This is a genomic window from Streptomyces sp. NRRL S-340, from assembly GCF_000720185.1.
Lineage (GTDB): Bacteria > Actinomycetota > Actinomycetes > Streptomycetales > Streptomycetaceae > Streptomyces.
The window spans coordinates 18,935-40,133 of the sequence record NZ_JOIY01000033.1 but is presented as its reverse complement, the minus strand read 5'-3'; the positions used below and the strand labels follow the sequence as shown (position 1 = coordinate 40,133).

Here is a 21,199-nt window from a genome sequence, read left to right as displayed (position 1 = left end):
CGGACGCCCGACCGGGGAACTTCCGTACCCGCGTCGCAGTGCCGCTGGGTCAGGGACGGTGTGCCGCACCGGGTCACCGTCACTGGGAGCCAGGCTCAGCGTCCGCGTCGGCGGGGGAACGTTCCGGACGGTCGGCAAGGTGTGACCCGGGTGGGGCCCGGTCGCTCAGTAGACAACGGCTTTCGGTCGATCCGCAGCCAGCGGGTACCAGGTCGGCCCGAAGGGCACCGGGCCCCCATTCCGAAAAAGAGAGTTCTTACCCAGCTCTGGTCGAATCGACACCACCGAACGGACGTGGTGTCACATCCTCGCAGGCCCTGGCCACTATGGTGGTCCCCTGCGTACGGACATGAAGGGGCAGTAGTGAACCACGGCGACGGCACCCCCGCGGCTGGGTCCCAGGAGAGGCGGTTCGGTCCGCTAGGCACCGCGCTGGTGATCATCCCGACCTACAACGAGGCGGAGAACATCACCACGATCGTGGGCCGGGTCCGCAAGGCCGTCCCCGACGCGCACGTCCTGGTGGCCGACGACAACAGCCCCGACGGCACGGGCAAGCTCGCCGACGAGCTGGCCTCGGAGGACGGACACGTCCACGTACTGCACCGCAAGGGCAAGGAAGGCCTCGGCGCCGCCTACCTCGCGGGTTTCCGCTGGGGTCTGGAACGCGACTACGGCGTGCTTGTCGAGATGGACGCCGACGGCTCCCACCAGCCCGAGGAGCTTCCCCGGCTGCTGACCGCCCTCAAGGGCGCCGACCTGGTCCTCGGTTCCCGCTGGGTGCCGGGCGGCCGCGTGGTCAACTGGCCGAAGTCCCGCGAGTTCCTCTCCCGCGGCGGCAGCACCTACTCGCGCCTCATGCTCGACGTGCCGATCCGCGACGTGACCGGCGGCTACCGGGCGTTCCGGCGGGAGACCCTGGAGGGCCTGGGCCTCGACGAGGTGGCCTCGCAGGGGTACTGCTTCCAGGTCGACCTGGCCAGGCGCGCGATCAAGGCCGGCTTCCACGTCGTCGAGGTGCCCATCACGTTCGTGGAGCGGGAACTGGGCGACTCCAAGATGAGCCGGGACATCGTCGCGGAGGCGCTGTGGCGGGTCACGTCCTGGGGCGTGGGCGAACGCGTGACCAGGCTCACCGGCCGGGGCGGCGGCCCGCAGGCCTAGGCACTGCCCTCTTATCCCGTCCTGAGCCGCGCCCAGGCACACTGGGAGTATGACGACAGGCGCTCCGACCTCTCCGTACTCCACCAGGCCCCGGCACTCGCGGCTGCGCAGGTTTCTGCCGGCGGCCGTCGCCGTGTGGCTGGTGCTGGAGATCTGGCTGCTGACGCTGGTGGCCGCCGCGGCCGGAGGCTTCACGGTGTTCCTGCTCTTGGTCGCCGCTTTCGTGCTCGGCGCCGTGGTGATCAAGCGGGCGGGCCGCCGCGCCTTCCAGAACCTCAACGAGGCCTTTCAGCGCGGTGCCACCCCGTCCGACCGGCGCGGCGGCAACGGCCTGATGATGCTCGGCGGTCTGCTCCTGATGATCCCCGGCATGATCTCCGACGCGGTGGGTCTGCTCCTGCTGGTCCCGCCGGTCCAGCGGGCCGTCGGCCGGTTCGCGCAGCGCACGGTCGACCGCAGGCTGCGCGCGGCCGCGCCGGGCACCCTCGGGGACGCCTTCCAGCAGGCCCGCATGCACCGCCCCGACGGCAAGGTCGTGCCGGGCGAGGTGATCAGGGACGACGAGCCGGGCGACGCCCCGCGCGCACAGCACCCGCCGCTGACCCGGTGAGACCCGGGCGGACCCGCCGCTGACCCGGTGAGACCCGGGCAGACCGAGGGTCCCGGGGCGGACCGGTGGAGTCCCGGGCGTCGTGACGGGGCGGGCACCGGGTGCCGGAGGGGCGAAACCCGCCACGGACACGCGAAACGGGCGCCGTACGTGAATCCACGTACGGCGCCCGTTCCCTGTTGAGGTGCGCTGGTGACCGGCCCGAGCCCCCGCGGGGACTACGCGCTCTTGCGGCTGTCCCGGGGATGAACGGCGATGTTCATCGCCCCGGACCGCAGTACGGCGAGACGCTCCTCGAGGACCTCTTCGAGTTCCTCACGGGTGCGCCGCTCCATCAGCATGTCCCAGTGCGTGCGCGCAGGCTTGGCCTTCTTCTCCTCCGGGCCGTCGCCGTCCACCAGGAGTGCCTGGGCCCCGCAGACCTTGCACTCCCACTCCGGCGGGATCTCCGCCTCGACCGAGAAGGGCATCTCGAAGCGGTGCCCCTTCTCGCATGCGTACTCCACGGCCTGGCGCGGGGCCAGGTCGATGCCGCGGTCCGTCTCGTAGCTGGTCACCACGAGGCGCGTGCCGCGAAGAGCTCGCTCACTCATGAATCGTGCCTCCCGGGCTTGTCGCCCACAGGACAGGTGTCGCTGTCGTCGTCATCCGGTCAACGTCCGGTCGGCGGTAAAGATTCCCGTTCCGATGTCCCGTTCCGGGTCATGTGTCGCCGTCGTAGCCGCAGCCTTGTCAACCAGTGCAGTACCCACCGGCGCCCGGTTTGTCACATCTGAAAGGAGATGTCACCCAGCGTTTCGGCATCTTTGACGCGCAGTAACGGTACGCCTGGCAGGCCAAACGCGTACACTACAGCCCTTTCGCCTCCAGCGCTAAATCCGGCGCCTTCGGCGCCAGGTCCGGCCGGACCTAGATCCGGCCGGGCGCCGCGTTGCCCGCGCTCTGGATCGCCCGCGCCACGGGGACCCGCGCGAGCAGCGCGAACCCGATCACGAAGAACGCCACCAGGGAGACGATCGCGTCCCGGTAGCTCCCGGTCAGCTGGTAGGTGATCCCGAACAGCAGCGGCCCCAGCCAGCTCATGCCCCGGTCGCTCATCTCGTACGCCGAGAAGTACTCGGCCTCCTTGCCGGGCGGGACCAGGTGCGAGAAGAGGGACCGGGACAGCGCCTGACTGCCGCCGAGGACGAGCCCGATCCCGGCCGCCAGCACGAAGAACCACACCGGCGCCCCGGCCGGGAGGAAGTACCCGGCGCCCAGGGTGAGCGTCCAGGCGGCCAGGGATGCGAGGATCGTCCGCTTCGCCCCGAACCTGCGGGCCAGCCGTCCCATGCCCAGCGCCCCGGCGACCGCCAGGACCTGCACCATCAGCACGGCCGTGATCAGCGTCGACTGGCTCAGTCCCAGCTCCTGTGAGCCGTACACCGACGCCTGGGAGATCACCGTCTGGATGCCGTCGTTGTAGACGAGGTACGCCAGCAGGAAGGCCAGGGTGAGCGGTTTGCCCCGCATGTCCCGGAAGGTGGCCGCGAGCTGCCGCCGGCCGCGCCCCGGCGGGGCGGCGCGGTCCGGGCGCCGGTCGCGCAGCCGTTTCAGCGGTACCAGGGTGAACAGGCCCCACCACAGCCCCGCCGACGCCAGGCAGATGCGCACGGCCATGGCCTCCGACACACCGAAGGAGTCGTGGGCGGTGAACAGCACCAGGTTCGCCACGAGCACCAGCGAACCGGCCGCGTAGCCGAACGCCCAGCCCCGGGAGGAGACCGCGTCCCGTTCGTCGGGATGCGCGATCTGCGGCAGGTAGGAGTTGTAGAGCACCATCGAGACCGCGACCGACGCGTTGGCGACGATCAGCAGGAGGCCGCCGAGCAGGTAGCGGTGGCCGTCCAGCAGGAAGAGGGCCGTCGTGGCCGCCGCGCCCACGTAGGCGGCGGTCGCGAGCAGCGGCTTCCTGCGGCCGGTGCGGTCGGCGGCGGCGCCCGCGACCGGCATCACCACGATCGCCACGACCACCGACACCGAGACGCAGTAAGCGAAGAACGACCCGGCCCGCACCGGGATCCCCAGCGGGTGCACGAACCCGTCGGCGTCCGCCGCCGACCGCGCCACCGAGGTCAGGTAGGGGCCCAGGAACACGGTGAGCACGCTGGTCGAGTAGACGGAGCACGCCCAGTCGTAGAAGTACCAGCCGTGCTGCTCGCGCCGCCGCGCGGCGCTCCCCTCGTCCTGCCGTGCCCGCACGGTGCCGCTGCCCACCCGCGCCCCCGCTCCTTCGCCCCGGTCGCCGCACGGACCTCGCGGACGGTCGCGGCCGGGCTCAGACCCAGACGTCCCGCTCCTCCATGACCTTGCGCAGCGTGTCGATGTGATCGGTCATGATGCCATCGACACCGAGGTCCAGGAGCCGGTGCATCTCCCCGGGCTCGTTGACGGTCCACACGTGCACGTGCAGCCCCCGCACATGGGCCGCGCGGAGGAACAGGCGGTCGACCACCGGGACACCCGACTGCGCCACCGGCACCTGCACGGCCACGGCGGACCGGCGCAGCACGGCCGGCACGCCCCAGGAGCGCAGCCGCAGCCCCAGCACCCCGCGCGTGCCGTACGACGTCGCCAGGCGCGGCCCCGCCAGGCGCTGCGCCCGCGCGACGCGCGCCTCGGAGAACGACCCGACACACACCCGCCCCCAGGCGTCGGCCCGGTCGAGCACGTCCAGCAGGGGCAGCAGGGCGGGCTCCGCCTTGACGTCCACGTTCCACCGCACCCCGGGAAACGCCGCGAGCAGGTCTTCGAAGAGCGGCACCGGTTCGCGGCCGGCCACCCGCGCGTGGCGCACCTCGGCCCACGGCAGGTCGGCGATGCGTCCCGCGCCGTCGGTCACGCGGTCGAGCGTCGCGTCGTGGAAGGCGACCAGTCTTCCGTCGGCCGTGGCGTGCACATCGGTCTCGATGTACCGGTAGCCGAGTTCGACCGCCCTGCGGAACTGGGCCGCCGTGTTCTCCAGCCCGTCGGCCGCCCCGCCGCGGTGCGCGAAGGCGAGGGGCCCCGGGTGGTCGAGGTAGGGGTGGCGTACGAGCGTGGTCACGGACGCAGTATCGCCCCTTCGGGTGTACCGCCGGACATGACCGGACCGCCGCCCGCGGTCCCGGGCACGGCGAACACCCGCAGGAAGAGCTGGGCCAGCGGCCCGATGGAGACGGCGTAGAGCAGGGTGCCGACACCGACCGTGCCGCCGAGGAGGAAGCCGGTGGCCACCACCGCCACCTCGACGGCCGTGCGCATCAGGCGGATCGAGCGGCCGGTACGCCGGTGGAGCCCCGTCATCAGCCCGTCCCGGGGGCCGGGACCGAAACGGGCGCAGATGTACAGGCCGGTCGCCGCACCGTTGAGCAGGATGCCCGCCACCAGCAGCGGAATCCGCACCGCGAGAGCGCGGGCATCGGGGACCAGGGCGAGGGTGCCGTCCATGGCGAGTCCGACCACGAAGACGTTGGAGACGGTGCCGAGGCCCGGCCGCTGGCGCAGCGGGATCCACAGCAGCAGCACCACCGCTCCCACGATGATCGACACGACACCGATCGTCAGACCGGACAGTTCGGCCAGGCCCTGGTGCAGGACGCCCCAGGGCTCCAGCCCGAGCCCGGCCTCGACGAGGAGCGCGGAACTGGCGCCGTACAGCGCGAGGCCGGCGTAGAGCTGGACGAGTCGCCGCCCGAGGCGGTCCGGTATGGACAAGGTTTCCCCCTGGTGGTGGGCCGGGTGGTGGCCGTCGTGGCGGGCCGATGGTGGCCCTGGTGGCGGGTCGGTGGTGGACCGGTCGGCTCCGGGCGTGGGCCGGTGGCGGCCACATGGAGACCCGGATGGTGGAAGTGGCCTGACCCGTGCCACTCTGTGGCGTGGGGAAGCGACCTCTCCATGGCCAATTCGGGGAAGGTGGACTGATCATCATGGCGCAGTGGACCTCGGCGGTGGGTGCCACGCAGCTCGCCCGGCTGCTCACCTCCCAGCAGGGGCGCCCGGCGGGTCCCGGTGCGCGCCGCCCGCCCGCCTACCGTGCGCTCGCCGACGGTGTCCGGCTGCTGGTCCTGGAGGGCCGGGTCCCGGTGGCCGCGCGGCTGCCCGCCGAACGCGAACTGGCCCTCGCCCTGTCCGTCAGCCGCACCACCGTCGCCGCCGCCTACGAGGCGCTGCGCACCGAGGGCTTCCTGGAGTCGCGGCGCGGGGCGGGCAGCTGGACCGCGGTCCCGGCCGGCAACCCGCTGCCCGCCCGGGGGCTCGAGCCCCTGCCGCCAGAAGCCCTGGGTTCGATGATCGACCTGGGCACCGCCGCCCTGCCGGCCCCGGAGCCGTGGCTCACCCGCGCGGTCCAGGGCGCGCTGGACGAGCTGCCGCCCTACGCCCACACGCACGGGGACTACCCGGCGGGCCTGCCCGCGCTGCGCTCGATGATCGCCGACCGGTACACCGCCAGGGGCATCCCGACCATGCCGGAGCAGATCATGGTGACCACGGGTGCCATGGGCGCCATCGACGCCATCTGCCACCTCTTCGGCGGGCGGGGCGAGCGCATCGCCGTGGAGTCGCCGTCCTACGCCAACATCCTCCAGCTGATGCGCGAGGCGGGGGCCCGGCTGGTGCCCGTCGCGATGGCCGAGGGGCTCACCGGCTGGGACGTGGACCGCTGGCGCCAGGTGCTGCGGGAGGCCGCGCCCCGGATCGCCTACGTCGTCGCCGACTTCCACAATCCGACCGGTGCCCTGGCGGACGAGGACCAGCGCCGCCGCCTGGTGGAGGCGGCCCGGTCCGCCGGAACGGTGCTCGTGGTCGACGAGACGATGAGCGAGCTGTACCTGGACCCGGACGTGGAGATGCCCCGGCGGGTGTGCGGCTTCGACCCGGCGGGCTCCACCGTGATCACCGTGGGATCCGCCAGCAAGGCCTTCTGGGCGGGGATGCGGATCGGCTGGGTGCGGGCGGCCCCCGACGTGATCCGCAGCCTGGTCGCGGCCCGCGCCTACGCCGACCTGGGCACCCCCGTGCTGGAACAGCTGGCCGTCAACTGGCTGTTCAGCACGGGCGGCTGGGAGCAGGCCGTCGAGGTCCGCCGGGGCCAGGCCCGCGGCAACCGCGACGCGCTGGTCGCGGCGGTCCGCCGGGAACTGCCCGACTGGGAGTTCGAGGTGCCCCGGGGCGGCCTCACCCTGTGGGTGCGCACCGGCGGTCTGTCGGGATCCCGCCTGGCCGAGGCGGGGGAGCGGGTCGGCGTCCGGGTCCCCTCGGGGCCCCGCTTCGGGGTCGACGGCGCCTTCGAGGGGTACGTCCGGCTGCCGTTCACCGTGACCGGGGCGGTGGCGGACGAAGCGGCGACGCGTCTGGCGGCCGCGGCCCGGATGGTGGAGTCGGGCGCGACGGGGGGCGGCGAGTCGCCCAGGACGTTCGTGGCGTAGGCCCGCGGGAGGCGGGCCGCCCCGACGAGGGCGACTCCGGCGCGGTGCGCCGTACCTCCCCGGCGGCGGGCGCCCTGGAGCCGGAGCGGTCACGGTCCCGCCTCCCGCCGGGGAGGTGCGGCCGCCGGTCAGGACGGCTCGGCCACGGCCGCCTCCGTCACGGCGGCCTCCACGGCCTCCAGGGGCTCCAGGGGCTCCACCGCCCCCGAAGAGACGGCCTTCGAGGACCTCACCGCCCCCACGGGCCCGTCCGCCTCCAAGGGTTCGTCCGCCCCCAGGACCTCCTCCGCCTCCTCCGCGGACTTCGTCACCTTCACAGCCGTCTTCCCGGGCGGCGCCGGGTCCGGGACCGTCTCGCCGTCCGCCGGCGTCGTCTTCGGCGGCAGCAGTTCCTGCACCGCCCGGCGCAGGACCTCGTTCGTGGAGTCGTCGTACGGGTCGGGGGTGGCCGGCACCTGGAGTCGGTGCACCGCCCCCGTGCCCAGCCGCGCGTACCCGCGGCCCGGCGGGACGACGGAGAGCGGCGTGGTGTGCGGCGGCGCGCCGAGCACGGCCTTCACCTGCTCCGCCGTGGCGGGCCCGAGCACCACGCGCGCGCGGGTGTGCTGCCGCAGGGCGTCGCTGAGCGCCTCCGCGCAGTCGAACTGCTCGGCGACCACGACGGTGACGTTGACCGCCCGGCCGTGCCGCAAAGGCACCTGGAGCAGCGCCTGCGGGTCCTCGCGGCCGTCCGCGGCGGCCAGGTGCGTGAACGCGGTCGGCCGGTCGAGCAGCAGCCACAGCGGGCGCCTGGTGTCCTCCGGCGGCGGGTGGCCCACCTGGCGCGCCCGGTTGACGGCGATGAGCCGGCGCTCGGTCTCGGTGGCCGCCCACTCCAGGCTCGTGCGCACCCCGGCCAGCCCGCACTCGACCGCGAGGACGCCGTCCCGGCCGGTCAGGCAGGCGTACTCGCCGGTGCCGCCGCCGTCCACGATCACGACGTCACCGTGCTGGAGCGCCTGGAGGGCGAGGGAGCGCAGCAGCGTGGAGGTGCCGCTGCCCGGCTGGCCCAGGGCGAGCAGGTGGGGCTCGGTGGAGCGCAGCCCGGTGCGCCAGACGACCGGCGGCACGTCGTGCTGCTCCTCGCCGTAGGTGAGCGGCAGGGTGCGCTGGACCTCGCTCGGATCGGTGAAGCCGAGCACCGTCTCGCCCGGTGCGGTGACGAACCGCTGGGCGGCGATGCCGGTGGGCAGCGGGGCCAGCGCGGTGAGGGCGAGTTCGTTGCCCTCCTCGTCCCAGACGAAGAGGTACTCCCGGCCGCGGCCGGCCTTGGCGGTCAGCAGGTGCTCGATCCGCGCGCGTGCCTCGGGCTCGCCGTCGGTGAAGTACGCCGGGTAGCGGATCAGCAGATGGCAGACGCGCCCGGAGTCGTCGAAGGCGTAGGAGGGGAAGGCCTTCTCCCACTCGCCGCCGTGCGCGTACAGCGGGGAGGGGTCCTCGGCGGCGGAGAAGTACGGGACCAGGGCCTCGTACAGCGCGCCCAGGCGCTGGTTGCGCGGCTCGTCGCCGTCCACGGGCTCGGGCGGCGTGCGGTCCCGGCCGTGCCAGGCCGCCGCCCCCGTCACCACCACCGCGGCCAGCAGCGGACCGTAGGGCACCAGCGCCACCACCAGGATCACCGAGGCCACCAGGAACAGCAGCGGTCCCCGCCGGTCCTTGGGGGTCTGGGCCCATCTGCGCCGGCCGGCGGCGGCGAGCCGGCGCAGACCGCGGGCGATGGTGATCAGCGGGTGCAGGACGTCCGTGGCGCTGTCGGCCGCGGTCCGGGCCAGCTCCCGGCTCCGGGCCAGCTGAGCGCCGCCTGTGCTCAGGATGCGGGGGAGGGGGCGCCGGGCCACTGCTGCCTCCTGGGAGTGCTCAGGGGCGGCGGGGGCGCCCCCTGGACGGAGCTTGTCGGAGTCCTCGGGGAGGGGGACGTCAGAACCTCATGCCGCCGAGCAGGCTGGCCAGGCTCTCGCCGCCGGCTCTGATGCTCGGCGCGATCGCGGTGCTCGCGAGGTAGAAGCCGAACAGAGTCGACACGCACGCGTGGGAGGGCTTCAGTCCGTCCTTGCGGAAGAAGATGAAGCCGATGACGCCGAACAGGACGACGCCTGAGATGGAGAGGATCATGTGAGATCTCCTGGTGTCGAAGGGGGACGGTCACCCTGAGTCCTTCCAGGATCACAGCATGTATCTGTATGACAAAAGGTGCAACTGGGTGAAATGCCACGTAACGCTCTCCGGGGACGGGGTCCGCGCCGACGGCGGCCCGGCGCCCTGCCCCATGCGGCCCGGTCCGTGCTGATCTTCACCTGCGGTGCGCCGGGTTCCGCCCCGGCCGAGCCAGTACCCTGGCGATTCACCCGTACGGCCGATCCGCGCTCACGGCCGTACGCTTGCTCCCCGCAGTCCCCGGCAGAGCCGCGCGGCTTCCGGCGGTACCTGCGCGGGCCCCAGCAGTACCCACAGTCCCCGAAGTCGCAGTGAGCAGTGAGAGGCGGTCCGGCCGATGAGTGATGCCCCCGACCCCGAGGTCGTGGAGCTGGCGACCAAGATTTTCGATCTGGCCCGGCAGGGGCGGACCGAGGCGCTCGTGGCGTACGTCGACGCGGGCGTACCCGCCGACCTCACCAACGACCGTGGCGACTCCCTCGTGATGCTCGCCGCCTACCACGGCCACGCCGACGCGGTCCGCGCGCTGCTGGCCCGCGGCGCCCAGGCCGACCGCGTCAACGACCGCGGCCAGACCCCCCTCGCGGGAGCGGTCTTCAAGGGCGAGCAGCAGGTGATCGAAGCCCTCCTCGAGGGCGGCGCGGACCCCACCGCGGGCACGCCCTCGGCCCTGGACACGGCCAGGATGTTCGGCCGTACGGAGCTGCTGCGCCTGTTCGGAGAGCAGTGAACGCACGGGCCGTGAGCATCTGAAACGGCCCATTGAACCAGCCATGACACCAAATACGGGGGAGGCGGTACGGGGCCGCCGGAAATTTCGGTCGCGGCAGCGCAGGCGCCGGGTCATCATGACGTCGTGATTCACGGACGCGATGGCTGGGCAGGTGTTGCCGCACCGCGCGGGCCGTGAAGCGGTCCGCATGGGCCACCGACGAGAGGCAGAGGAAGATGGTCTACAGAGAGCAAGAGACGGCGGGCGCCCCGACGTGTTGTCACGCGGCCAGGTAGTGCGCGTTCCCCGGTTGCGTCGACGCTTGATGTGAGGCTGTTTCCCATGTTCGATCCGGTCATAGCGCCCAGCGGCACGCTGCTCGGCCTGCTCCAGCGGGGCCGCGGCGACGGCACTCTGCACGCGCTCACCGCCCCCCGCGCCGAGGCGCTCGCGGCACTGAATCACTGTGTGCTGCACGACCCCCGCCACGACTGGCAGGTGGAGAACCGCTCCCTGTACTACGCCCGGCTCCTGCTCGACCTGCACGCCGAACTGGACGCGATCGAGGCGCACCTCTTCGACCCCGAGGACGCCGTCGACACCGACGAGTCCCGCACCGGACTCGCCCTCGCCGTCCTCGGGCACCTGGCCTCCTACGGCCGCCGCGACGCGCTCGCCCTGCTGCGCCGGTACGCCGCCACCGGCGCCAACTGGAGCTGGGCCCTGGACGAGCTGGCGCTGCGCGACGACGACGCCGGCCTGCGCGCCCTGGCCGCGCCCGTCCTGGCCCGCTTCGCCACCGGCGCCGAGGGCGACGCCGAGCTGGCCGCCACCGTCCGCGACGCCTTCGAGCCCCGGCCCTGGCGGCTGTGGGCCGAGGATCCGCGCCCGTCGATCGCCTCCCGGGTGCGTGCCGCGCAGGAGACGGGCAGCTTCGACCGCTGGCAGCGGCAGATGCGCCCGGCCGGGCCCCGGCCGGGCTGGAGCGTGCGGGCCGTGTTCGAGTGGGCCCAGCAGGGTGTCGAGCGCGGCGCGGCCCTCCATGTCCCGGCCGCCCGCTGCCTGGCCGCCGTGGCGGGCCCCGAGGACCGGCCGGAGATCCTCACGGCCGCCCGCCAGGGCACCGACGGCGCCCGGTGCACCGCCCTGCGCTACCTCGCCGACGGCAACGACCCGCACACGCTGGACCTGATCGAGTCGGCCGTCTGCGACGGCTCGGCCGCCGTGGCCGAGGCGGCCCTCGACGCCTTCGAACGCATGCGCAGCGTCGCCGCCGTCGACCGGGCGCGCGCCTGGGCGGGCCGTCCCGATCCGCTGGGCGCCGCCGCCGGACGCATGCTCGCCTGCCGCGGCGGGGCCGGCGACCGCGACCTGGTCCTGTCCGCCCTGCGGGAGGCGGTCCGGGGCGAAGGCCCCGACGCGCCCGCCCTGTGGACCCTCGTGGACGGCGCCGGACGACTGGGCATCGCCTGTGCCGCGCCCGTCCTGCGGCACGTCTACCGCGAGACCGCCTCCTCCCATCTGCGCGGTCGCGCCGCCCGCGCCCTGGCCGCGACCGACCCCTCCTTCCCCGCCGGGTTCGCCGTCGAATGCCTGTGGGACTGCGAGGAGAGCACCCGCGAAGTGGCCGCCCGGCACGCCGAGACAGCCGACCAGCGCGTCGTGGAGCAACTGCGCCGGCTCGCCGCCGACCCGGCCGAGGAGGACGAGGTGCAGACGGCCGTACGCAGCCGGATCGAGCCCGACATCTCCACGGGGTGAGCGACGGGACGGCCCTTCGCCGCCCGTCCCTCCCGTGCCGCCCGCCCCGCGCGAGGCGGACGACGCCCGTCCGCTCGGGCCCCCGCGGACCTGCTCCTCCACTGAGCCGTGCGCGGCGGCGAGGAAGGCCGAGGATCGTTGAACGATCCCGCGATACCTCTATTGTCTTGTCCTCTTGTCTGCGGTTGAATTCCGGGCATGGCAGAGCAGTTGACGTCGCTGGCAGACGACCGCGTCCTGCTGGGGCGCACCAGCACCGCCGAGCGCGTCTCGGACATCCTCAGAAGCCGGATCGCCGAGGGCTACTTCCCGCCCGGCACCCGGCTGTCGGAGGACAGCATCGGCGGCGCGCTCGGCGTCTCCCGCAACACCCTGCGCGAGGCGTTCCGGCTGCTCACGCACGAGCGGCTGCTCGTCCACGAACTGAACCGCGGCGTCTTCGTACGCGTCCTGGCCGTCGAGGACGTCGAGGACATCTACCGCACCCGCCGCCTCGTCGAATGCGCCGTCGTACGCGGCCTGGGGGAGCCGCCGTACGCGCTCGACGGTGTCGCCGCGGCCGTCGAGGAGGGGCGGCGGGCCGCGCTCGAAGCCGACTGGAAGACGCTGGGCACCGCCAACATCCACTTCCACCGGGAACTGGTGGCGCTCGCCGGCAGCGAGCGCACCGACGAGCTGATGCGCAGCGTCTTCGCCGAACTGCGCCTGGCCTTCCACGTCGTGGACGACCCGCGGCGGCTGCACGAGCCCTACCTCACCCGCAACCAGGAGCTCCTGCGGATCCTCCGCAGCGGCGACCGGCACCAGGCGGAGAAGCAGCTCGCCGTCTACCTCGACGACTCGCTGGAGAAGGTGGTCGAGGTGTACCGGCGGCGGGTCGGCGAGGGCGTGTAGCGGCCCGACCGCACCGGCTCCCGCGGCGGCGTGCACGGGCGCGGCCCCGATCGCCGGCGCCGCAGGCGCGCGCCCGCCCCGGTCCCCCGACGGCGGAGAGCGGTCGTCCGGCCCCGGCGCAGGGGGCGCGTCTGCGCCGTTTGGGTCGTTGTCGGACCGAGGACCTAGTCTGTGCACCGTGACTTCGCCTGCATCGACGGACAGCGTTCCGCCCCAGTTCAGCGCGGGGCCGCGCCCCGCGCCGGGCCCGGCCGCCGACGAGGGACTGGCGCGGCGGCTGCGCGCGCTCGCGTGCACCGCCCCGCTGCACGACCTGGACGCGCGCAAGGCGAACCTCGCCGGCGAGTACTCGGTGTACGGCATGGCGGAGATCGCGCTCGCCGCCATCGACCTGGTCACGCTCAACATGGACTTCGACACCGGCGCCGACCACGACCAGATCGTGGCCCGGCTCGTCCCGCGCGTCGCCGCCCAGGCCCCCCGGCGCCCCGCCGCCGAGCACGAGCGCGTCGCCCGCTGGGTCCTGGAGAACCTGATCAACGTGGGCAGTGCCGACCGCGGCTTCCGCGCGGTGTACGGCACGTTCGCGCCCGACGGCACCTATGTGCGCCGCGACTACGACTTCAAGCTGATCGAGGAGGTGCCCGGCCCCGGCGGCAGCGTCTACCTGCGCACCACCGACGAGGCGGTCAACGTCCTCGTGGGCGCCCTGGACACCGACGTCACCAGCGCCCAGATCGCCGCCGAGGTCAAGCTGGAGGTGCTCATCAGCCGCGGCCGGCTCGCCGACGCCCAGCTCGCCGCCGAGCAGGCCCGCTACCGGACCGTGCAGTACTCGGAGACCCTGCGCAGAGCCCTGGACGCCACCCGGCGCAACGTCCGCGCGGTGGACTGGCTCAGCGCCGTACCCGACATGATCGCCGAGGCACTGGACCACGTCGCCGACCGCTACCGGCACGAGAACGCGATCCTGACCAACATCCGCAAGGCCCGCGACGAGACCGAGGAACCCGAGCACAAGCGGCGCGCCGCCGAGCTGGTCGACATCGTCAAGGACTGCATCCGCCGGCACACCCAGCTCCAGTCCCGGCTGCTGGAGGCCGGCCCCCTCTTCCGCGCCGAACAGGACCGGCAGGCCTTCGCCACCCCCACCACCAGCTCCGGGACCGACCTCTACGGCCACCTGCTCGCCCCCACCCTGCCGCTGCCGCTGGAGAGCGCCATCCGGGTCACCGACGCCTTCTTCGCCCGGGGGACCGGGCTGCGCACCCCCGTCTCCGTCCGGGTCTGCGACCTCGTCGGCATCCTGCTCACACCGCCCGTGGAGCGGGAGCACCTGGGCGCCGAGATGCCCGAACCCGACCTGATCGCCACACCGGACGACAGCCGGTTCAGCGAGGAGCAGCTGGCGGCCGCCATGGAGCTGCTGGACCTGCCCGCCGACGCCCCGCGCCGGCTGTCCGGGCTGCTCGCCGAGGCCCGCCGCACGGACGCGGACCTCCCGTACCTGGTGGCGCTGCTCGCCGTGCACGCGGCCAGCCCGCCGGTCGGCACCGCCTACCGGCAGGGCGAGGAGAAGCTGCTCTTCGCCGTGGACGACGGCACGGAGCTGGACGACCCGGAGTTCGGCGGCGCCGACCTGATCGTCGGCACCGCGTTGCTGGACGCGGCCGGGATGGCGGCGGACCGGACGGAAGCGGCATGAGCCGCCGACCGGGCGTGAGCGGCATGACCGCTGAGCCGGGAGTGAGCGGCACGAGACGCGAGCCGGGCGTCAGCCGCACGAGCCCCGGGCCGGACGGAAGCAGCACGAGTGAGCGAGAGCGCGACAAGGAGCCCCAGCAGTGAGTGAGCACGTCGAGTGGAGCGAGGCGGAGACCCCGGCCCCGTCCGCGACCGGCGCCGTCACCCCCGCCGACGCCGCCGACGCGGCCCGGCTCGTCGCCTTCGGCCTGCAGCCCAGACTGCAGCCCGCGCGGGACCAGGAGTACGCCGACCTGCTGCGCCGCCACCGCGAGGACCCGGCGTTCGCCCGCCTCGCGGACGCCGTGGCCGCCGGCCTCGGACTGGTCGTCCTGGAGGTGTCCCCGCGCGCGGGCATGGCGGTGACCGCCGCCGAGGACTCCGTGTTCGCCGTCCGCATGGGCGACTACGCCCGGCGCACCGCCGCCGACTCCGGCGACCGCTTCCTGCACGGCCTCGCCCACCTCGCCGTGGCCGCCCTCGCCTTCCCGCGCCCCGAGGACCTGTCCGACGACGGCTACATCGGCCGCGTCACGGTCAACGGCGTCGACGCCTTCGTCCGCCAGGCCTGCCGCCGCCTGGAGGAACGCGCCGAGGAGCAGGGCGAGAACACCGACCCGGCCACGGGCGCCCCCGGCCTGGAGGCCGCCTGGCGGATCTGGGCCCGGCGCAGCGCGACCGGTGCCACCAAGGACGCCCGCCGTCCGGCCGCCTCCACCACCGGCATCGTCGCCAAGGCCCTGGCGTTCCTCACCGACTCCGGGTTCCTGCAGCGCACCGGCGACGAGAGCGGCGGCACCTACCGCACCACGGCCCGCTACCAGCTCCAGGTGCGTGACATGGCCGGTGGCGCCGCCATGGCCGAACTGCTCGACCTGGGCGTCGTCCCCGTCACCGACGGCACGGCGAGCCTGCTGCCCGCCGAGGACACCGACGACCTGGAACTGGTGGCCGACGCCGGACTGCCCTTCCACAGTCCCGCCCAGCGCTGAACGTCCGCGCCGAACATCCGCGCCCGACCCCTGCACCGAATCCCCCGAACCGCCAGAAAACTGACGAGAGTCCGCCATGTACGAGCTGTCCCGGGTCCGCCTCTACTCCATCGGTCCCGCCGGTGCGCGCTACGCCGACACCGTGCTCGACCTCCGGGGTGTGGGCGAGCCGGTGCCCGACCCCGCGCCCACCCAGGCGGAGTTCTTCGAGGAGGAGCCGGCCGGCCCGCCGCGCCGCCCCGCACCCGCGGGCGTGCTCTTCCTGGAGAACGGCGGCGGCAAGTCGGTCCTGCTCAAGCTGATCTTCTCCGTGATGCTGCCCGGCCACCGCAACACCCTGGGCGGCGCCAGCTCCGGCGTGCTGCGCAAGTTCCTGCTCGCGGACGACTGCGGGCACGTGGCCCTGGAGTGGCAGCACGTGCAGACCGGCGAGTGCGTCGTCGTCGGCAAGGTCAGCGAGTGGCGCGGGCGGCAGGTCTCCAACGACCCGCGCAAGTTCGCCGAGGCCTGGTACTCCTTCCGGCCCGGCCCCGGACTCACCCTGGACAACCTCCCCGTCGCCGAGGCCACCTCCGTGCGCCCGCCCGCCGAGGGCACCTCCGGCGCGCGGGGCCGGCGCCGCACCATGAAGGGCTTCCGGGACGCCCTCACCGAGGCGGGCAAGGCCTACCCGCACCTGGAGGCGCACTGGGAGGAGATCCACGACCGGTGGATCGAACACCTCGGCGACCTCGGACTCGACCCCGAACTCTTCCGGTACCAGCGGGAGATGAACGCCGACGAGGGCGAGGCCGCCGGCCTCTTCGCGGTGAAGAAGGACTCCGACTTCACCGACCTGCTGCTGCGCGCCGTCACCGACACCCGCGACACCGACGGACTCGCCGACCTGGTCAGCGGCTTCGGCAGCAAACTGGGCCGGCGCGCCGAACTGATCGCCGAACGGGACTTCACCGCCGGCTCGGTGGACCTGCTCGGCCGGATCGTCGAGGCCGCCGAGGCCCGCACCCGCGCGCGTGACATCCACGCCGGAGCCGAACGCCGCACCCGGACCCTCGCACGGCGGCTGTCCGCGCGGGCGGCGCAGGAGCGGGTACGGGCCGCCGACCTCGCCCAGCGCGTCACCGCCGCCGCCCACGCCGTGACCCACTCCGAGGGCGCCCGCGAGCGCAGCGCCCTGATCGCCGCCGAACTCGCCTACCGGCACGCGTCGCTGGCCCTGGCCGCCGCCGAGAAGTCCGCCGCCGCGCAGAAACGGGAACTGGCCGACGCCCGCACCCTGTACTCCGCCTGGCAGGCCGCCGAGTCCGTGCTGCGCCACCGCGCCGCCGCCGACCGCGTCTCCCGCGTCTCCGCCGCCATCCAGGAGGCCGAGCGGGACGCGGCCCCCGCGCTCGCCGCCCGCGCCCGGGCCGCCGTGGACCTCGTACGGGCCCTGCACGCGGCGGCGAGCAGCGCCGAAGCCCTCGCCAACGAAGGCGAGGAGCGCTCCGCACAGCTCCAGGAGGCGGGCGAGACGGCCCACCGGGACGCGACCGCCGCCGCCACCGAGGCGCAGCGCGCCCGAAGCGAGGCCGGCCACCTGCGCCAGCGGCTCGCCGAGGTCGAGCAGGAGACCGCCGAGGCCGTCCGCGCCGGCTGGCTCGACGACAGCGCCCCCGACGCCGACCCGGCCCGCGCCGCCCTGGCCGCAAGCGACGCCGAGAAGACGGCCGTCGCCGCCTGGGACGAAGCCCGCGAGGCCTCCCGCAGGGCGGCGGAACACGCGCGCGAGACCGCCTCGGCGGAGTCCCGCGCGGAACTCACCGCGGCCCGCGCGGCCGACGCGGCCACGGCGGCGCAGCGGGCCTACGAGGCCGAACGGCGCACCGCCGAGGCGCTGGCGGGCGAGCAGCGGCTCGCGGAGCTGCTGAGCCTCCCGGCCGCCCCCGCGGCCGGGAGGCCCGGCGTGCCGGGCCCGCGCACGGGCTCGGAGGACCCGGCGGCCCCAGGGCGCACACCGGCGTCCGTGCCGGGCGCACCCGCCGACGGCCCGCGCCGCCCGGCCGGCACACCCCTGACCGCCGAGGACCTGGACCGCTTCGCTGACGAACTGCGCGCGCTTTTGGACGACGCGGTCTCCTCCGCCGAACGGCACCTGTTCGAACTGCGCACGGCCGCGGCCGACGACTCCCGCATCCTCGGCGCCCTCGGCGACGGCGGTCTGCTTCCGCCCGGTCCCGACGTGCTGGCCACCGTCGAGTTCCTCGGCGAGCACGGCATCCCCGCCCTGCCCGGCTGGCGCTACCTCGCCCAGGCCGTCGACCCCGCCGACCACGCGCGCGTACTGGCCGCCCGGCCCGAACTCGTCGACGGCGTGATCATCACCGACCCGGACACGCACGCCCGCGCCCGGGACGCCCTGGCCGACGCGGCGCTGCTGCCCCGCTCCGCCGTCGCCGTCGGCACCGCGGCGGCCCTGCTCGCCCCCACTCCGGCCACGGACGCCACGGTCACCGGCGTCTTCCTGGTCCCGCCGAACCCGGCCATGCACGACGAGCACGCCGCCGACGAGGAACGGCAGGCGCTGCGCGCGCGGGCGACCGAACGCGACGAGGAGATCCGCCGCCTCGCCGCCCGGCTCGGCAAGGACCGCGAGCTGACCGCCCGGCTCGCCTCCTGGCGCACCGGCTGCCCCGCCGGACGGCTCGCCGAACTGGCCCGCGGCGCCCAGGACACGCGCGCGTTCGCCGAGGAGGCAGAGGCCGAGCTGGCCGAGGCCCGGGCCGCCCGCGCCCAGGCGGAGGACACCGCCGCCGAGGCCGCCCGGGCACGCGACGAACGGCAGGAGACCGCGCAGAAGGCCCGGCGCGCCGCCGACGCCCTGGCCGGACTCGCCTTCCGGCTGCGCGAGCGCGCCGGCTGGCAGGCCAGACTGCGCGAACTGGCCGACGAGGCGGCCGAGTCGGAGGCCCGCGCCCAGACCTGCCTGGAGCGCGCCCGGGCGGCCGACGAGGACCGGCGCGCCGCCCAGCGCGCCGCCGACGACGCCCGCCGCACCGCCCGCGCGCTGCGCGCCGAGCGCTCCGAGATCGCCGGCGCCCCCGACGACGTGCCCGAGACCGAAGGGGAGGAGCCCAAGGCGTCCCTGCCCGCCCTCCGTGAGGCCTACCGGGCGGCCTCCCAGCTCTACGAGAAGGTCGGCGTGGGTGCCGACCTGCGCGCCGAACAGGCCCGCGCGGAGAGCGACGAGAGCGCCGCCCGCGCCGAACTGGACCGCCTCAGCAACAAGGTCCGCACCCGCGCGGAGCAGCTCCTCGCCTCACCCGACGGCTCCGACGGCCCGTCCCGGCAGGCCGCCGCGGCCCGCGCCGAAGAGCTGGTGCAGCTCCTGGAGACCCGGATGTCCACCGCGAGCGAGCAGCTCGGCCGGCTGCGCGGCGAGGCCGAACGGCTCGCACCCGAGGACGCCGAGGCCCACACCGAACTGCCCGGCGAACTGCTCCCGGGCGACGCCGAGCACGCCCAGACCCTGCTGCGCACCGCCACCGCCGAACTCACCTCGCGCACCGAGGCGCTGGCCCGGGCCCGCGAAGCCCACGGCGAGCTGCTGGACGCCCACCGCGCCGCCGAGGACGCGGCGGGCGGCTTCGACGAGATCGCCGCCATGCTCCGCGACCTGCTGCGCGAACACACCGGTGAGGAGGAACAGGAGGAGACCGAGCCGTACCCCGGCAGCCCGGAGGCCGCCCGGCAGGCGGCGGCCGAGGCCCGCCGGTCGCTGCGCGGCTGCGCCGCCGACCTGTCCGCCGCCGAATCCGCCGTGCGCGAGGCGAGCGACGTCCTCGTCCGGCACGCCAACTCCACCCGCTACGAGCAGGTGCGCACCCCCGCCCGGCAGCAGATCCGCGAACTGCCCGCCTCCGCCCTGCCCGAGCACGCCCGCAAGTGGGCCGAGGCCTTCGCGCCCCGGCTCCGCGTCCTCACCGACGAGCTGGCCCAGCTCGAACGCAACCGCGACTCGATCGTGGACCGCCTGCGCGGCCTGGTGGAGTCCGCGCTCGCCACCCTCCGATCCGCCCAGCGCCTGTCCCGCCTGCCCGAGGGGCTCGGCGAGTGGTCGGGGCAGGAGTTCCTGCGCATCCGCTTCGAGGAACCCGACCAGGCCACCCTCACCGAACGCCTCGGCGAGGTCATCGACGAGGCCACCCGTGCCGCCGTGAAGAAGAACTCCGACCTGCGCCGTGACGGCGTGTCCCTGCTGCTGCGCGGTGTGGCCGCCGCGCTCCAGCCCAGGGGCGTCGCCGTGGAGATCCTCAAGCCGGACGCCGTGCTGCGCGCCGAGCGCGTGCCCGTCGGGCAGATGGGCGACGTCTTCTCGGGCGGCCAGCTGCTCACCGCCGCCATCGCCCTGTACTGCACGATGGCGGCCCTGCGCTCCAACGACCGGGGCCGCGACAAGCACCGCCACGCGGGCACCCTGTTCCTGGACAACCCCATCGGCCGCGCCAACGCCACCTACCTGCTGGAGCTGCAGCGCGCCGTCTCCGACGCGCTGGGCGTCCAGCTCCTCTACACCACCGGCCTGTTCGACACGACCGCGCTGGCGGAGTTGGCGGAGGGTCGTCCTCGTACCGGGCGTACGTGGACGATCCCGACAACGCGGCGAGCGCGCGTGCCAGGCGCCGCGGGGCAGGCGGGACTTTCGAAACGTGCCCTAGGGGTGCGACAACCGCCCCGCGCCGCCCTGTCGGCGTATTCGCTCCTGCGTGCGCTCCGCCGCCCGCCGCTCCCGCCGGGCCCGGCGCCGCTCGCGCCGCAGGGCGCGCGCGGTGCTGTTCGGCGCGGAGACGACGCCATGGCGCTGGTTCCAGACCTGGCGGGTCACCCAGACGTCGAGCACCGCCCAGGTGGCGACGACCGTGCTCCCCACACTGCTGAGGACCATGGGGAAGGCCAGCCAGGACCCGGCCAGGGTGCACAGGAACGCCACCACGGCCTGGATGAGCGTCACGGCGATGATCAGCACCGCCCGCACCGCCGCCTCGCGCACCGGATCCGGCATTCTGCGCCGCCGCGCGGGCTCCTCGACCCACAGCGGCTTGTACACGGGCTGTCCCGCCGATTCGCCTGCCTGCGCCGGGTACGCCCGCCCGCCCGCGCCCCGCCGGTCGCTCCCGGTCCCAGGAATGTCGTGATCCGGTGCCCCGTGATCCCGTGCCCCGGGTACGGTCCGCCCCGCCGCCTGCGCCGTACCGCTTCCGGCGGCCCTCTCGCGCCGCCCCGTCGCGTCCATCAACCCGTCACTCCCCACCGCCGGCAGGCCGCTCGCCCCGGTGTCCGTGGAAACCGGCTCCCCATTGGCTGCCCGGCTTGCGCTGTCTTACGCCGCCCAGGTGCGGGACGCGGCTCCAGTGGCCGATTCCGCCTCCTGCCCCATGGAGTAGGACGAACGGCACTTCGTGAAGATTCCCGGCAGACGCATGATCTCGGCCAACCGGCGGGTGCGCCCGGCCCGTTCCGGCCGGTCCGCCACCCCGGTGTCGCGGGCGTCATCTCCCGCCATGCCCGGACAACTCCCCCTCTCTTCGCGCCGGTGCGGACGTTCGCCCTCCGGCCGCCCCTTCGAGTTACCTGTGTGTCGGTAGTAGGCTCGCGCCGTTTGTTGACGTACACGTGTACCCCCTGACGGAGGGGGCGAGCTGGG

15 protein-coding genes are annotated in these 21,199 nt (G+C 74.4%); 9 read left to right on the top strand and 6 right to left on the bottom strand.

The window, feature by feature from the left end:
* Positions 1-363 precede the first annotated feature (363 nt).
* Positions 364-1,164: a polyprenol monophosphomannose synthase gene (locus IG64_RS24465; protein ID WP_037859906.1), complete on the top strand. Its 801-nt coding sequence runs from the start codon at positions 364-366 to the stop codon at positions 1,162-1,164.
* 49 nt (positions 1,165-1,213) lie between these two features.
* On the top strand, positions 1,214-1,774 hold the full coding sequence (gene fxsA, locus IG64_RS24460) for an FxsA family membrane protein (RefSeq protein ID WP_037859904.1): 561 nt from the start codon (positions 1,214-1,216) through the stop codon (positions 1,772-1,774).
* Between the two features lie 218 nt (positions 1,775-1,992).
* Here the strand turns inward: fxsA and IG64_RS24455 are convergent, their stop codons facing one another.
* The 4 genes from IG64_RS24455 to IG64_RS24440 all read right to left on the bottom strand — a co-directional run bounded on the left by IG64_RS24455 (position 1,993) and on the right by IG64_RS24440 (position 5,509).
* Entirely contained in the window at positions 1,993-2,367 is a 375-nt protein-coding gene (locus tag IG64_RS24455) for an RNA polymerase-binding protein RbpA (RefSeq protein ID WP_003977404.1), read from the bottom strand.
* Between the two features lie 316 nt (positions 2,368-2,683).
* Positions 2,684-4,030, bottom strand: coding sequence for an MFS transporter (locus IG64_RS24450; protein WP_037859902.1), 1,347 nt, complete (start codon positions 4,028-4,030; stop codon positions 2,684-2,686).
* Positions 4,031-4,091: 61 nt separating this feature from the next.
* Positions 4,092-4,859, bottom strand: coding sequence for a glycerophosphodiester phosphodiesterase (locus tag IG64_RS24445; RefSeq protein ID WP_037859901.1), 768 nt, complete (start codon positions 4,857-4,859; stop codon positions 4,092-4,094).
* Positions 4,856-5,509, bottom strand: a complete 654-nt coding sequence (locus IG64_RS24440) for a YczE/YyaS/YitT family protein (protein ID WP_037859900.1) — start codon at positions 5,507-5,509, stop codon at positions 4,856-4,858. Before IG64_RS24440 ends, IG64_RS24445 begins: the two co-directional genes overlap by 4 nt.
* A gap of 212 nt (positions 5,510-5,721) precedes the next feature.
* On the opposite strand from IG64_RS24440, the gene IG64_RS24435 reads away from it, so the two are divergent.
* The gene (locus IG64_RS24435) at positions 5,722-7,221 is read left to right on the top strand and encodes a PLP-dependent aminotransferase family protein (protein ID WP_037859899.1); all 1,500 of its coding nucleotides are present in this window, start codon (positions 5,722-5,724) and stop codon (positions 7,219-7,221) included.
* Between the two features lie 128 nt (positions 7,222-7,349).
* Here IG64_RS24435 and IG64_RS24430 read toward each other — a convergent pair whose 3' ends face one another.
* Both IG64_RS24430 and IG64_RS24425 read right to left on the bottom strand, forming a co-directional pair.
* Entirely contained in the window at positions 7,350-9,098 is a 1,749-nt protein-coding gene (locus IG64_RS24430; protein WP_078884196.1) for a hypothetical protein, read from the bottom strand.
* A 79-nt stretch (positions 9,099-9,177) separates the two neighbouring features.
* Positions 9,178-9,372 carry a hypothetical protein gene (locus tag IG64_RS24425; protein ID WP_019983932.1) on the bottom strand — a complete coding sequence of 65 codons (195 nt, stop codon included), beginning with the start codon at positions 9,370-9,372 and terminating at the stop codon, positions 9,178-9,180.
* A 379-nt stretch (positions 9,373-9,751) separates the two neighbouring features.
* Here IG64_RS24425 and IG64_RS24420 point away from each other — a divergent pair, with 379 nt between their 5' ends.
* The 6 genes from IG64_RS24420 to IG64_RS24395 all read left to right on the top strand — a co-directional run bounded on the left by IG64_RS24420 (position 9,752) and on the right by IG64_RS24395 (position 21,181).
* Positions 9,752-10,144 (top strand): ankyrin repeat domain-containing protein, encoded by a 393-nt coding sequence (locus IG64_RS24420; RefSeq protein ID WP_037859898.1) that lies wholly within the window; start codon positions 9,752-9,754, stop codon positions 10,142-10,144.
* 324 nt (positions 10,145-10,468) lie between these two features.
* Complete coding sequence (locus IG64_RS24415; RefSeq protein ID WP_037859897.1) at positions 10,469-11,887, top strand: hypothetical protein; 1,419 nt, start codon at positions 10,469-10,471, stop codon at positions 11,885-11,887.
* A 198-nt stretch (positions 11,888-12,085) separates the two neighbouring features.
* Positions 12,086-12,781, top strand: a complete 696-nt coding sequence (locus tag IG64_RS24410; protein ID WP_037859893.1) for a GntR family transcriptional regulator — start codon at positions 12,086-12,088, stop codon at positions 12,779-12,781.
* Between the two features lie 178 nt (positions 12,782-12,959).
* The gene (locus tag IG64_RS24405; RefSeq protein WP_037859890.1) at positions 12,960-14,486 is read left to right on the top strand and encodes a hypothetical protein; all 1,527 of its coding nucleotides are present in this window, start codon (positions 12,960-12,962) and stop codon (positions 14,484-14,486) included.
* 139 nt (positions 14,487-14,625) lie between these two features.
* The gene (locus IG64_RS24400; RefSeq protein ID WP_037859888.1) at positions 14,626-15,516 is read left to right on the top strand and encodes a hypothetical protein; all 891 of its coding nucleotides are present in this window, start codon (positions 14,626-14,628) and stop codon (positions 15,514-15,516) included.
* Positions 15,517-15,592: 76 nt separating this feature from the next.
* A complete protein-coding gene (locus IG64_RS24395; protein WP_420709972.1) occupies positions 15,593-21,181 on the top strand; it encodes a hypothetical protein in 5,589 nt (1,862 codons plus the stop codon).
* Positions 21,182-21,199 lie beyond the last annotated feature (18 nt).

Excerpts from the sequence above, each read along its gene's own strand:
- fxsA (WP_037859904.1), top strand. The coding sequence starts at position 1,214 with ATGACGACAGGCGCTCCGACCTCTCCGTACTCCACCAGGCCCCGGCAC.
- IG64_RS24435 (WP_037859899.1), top strand. The coding sequence starts at position 5,722 with ATGGCGCAGTGGACCTCGGCGGTGGGTGCCACGCAGCTCGCCCGGCTG.
- IG64_RS24410 (WP_037859893.1), top strand. The coding sequence starts at position 12,086 with ATGGCAGAGCAGTTGACGTCGCTGGCAGACGACCGCGTCCTGCTGGGG.
- IG64_RS24425 (WP_019983932.1), bottom strand. The coding sequence starts at position 9,372 with ATGATCCTCTCCATCTCAGGCGTCGTCCTGTTCGGCGTCATCGGCTTC.
- IG64_RS24415 (WP_037859897.1), top strand. The coding sequence starts at position 10,469 with ATGTTCGATCCGGTCATAGCGCCCAGCGGCACGCTGCTCGGCCTGCTC.
- IG64_RS24455 (WP_003977404.1), bottom strand. The coding sequence starts at position 2,367 with ATGAGTGAGCGAGCTCTTCGCGGCACGCGCCTCGTGGTGACCAGCTAC.
- IG64_RS24395 (WP_420709972.1), top strand. The coding sequence starts at position 15,593 with ATGTACGAGCTGTCCCGGGTCCGCCTCTACTCCATCGGTCCCGCCGGT.
- IG64_RS24420 (WP_037859898.1), top strand. The coding sequence starts at position 9,752 with ATGAGTGATGCCCCCGACCCCGAGGTCGTGGAGCTGGCGACCAAGATT.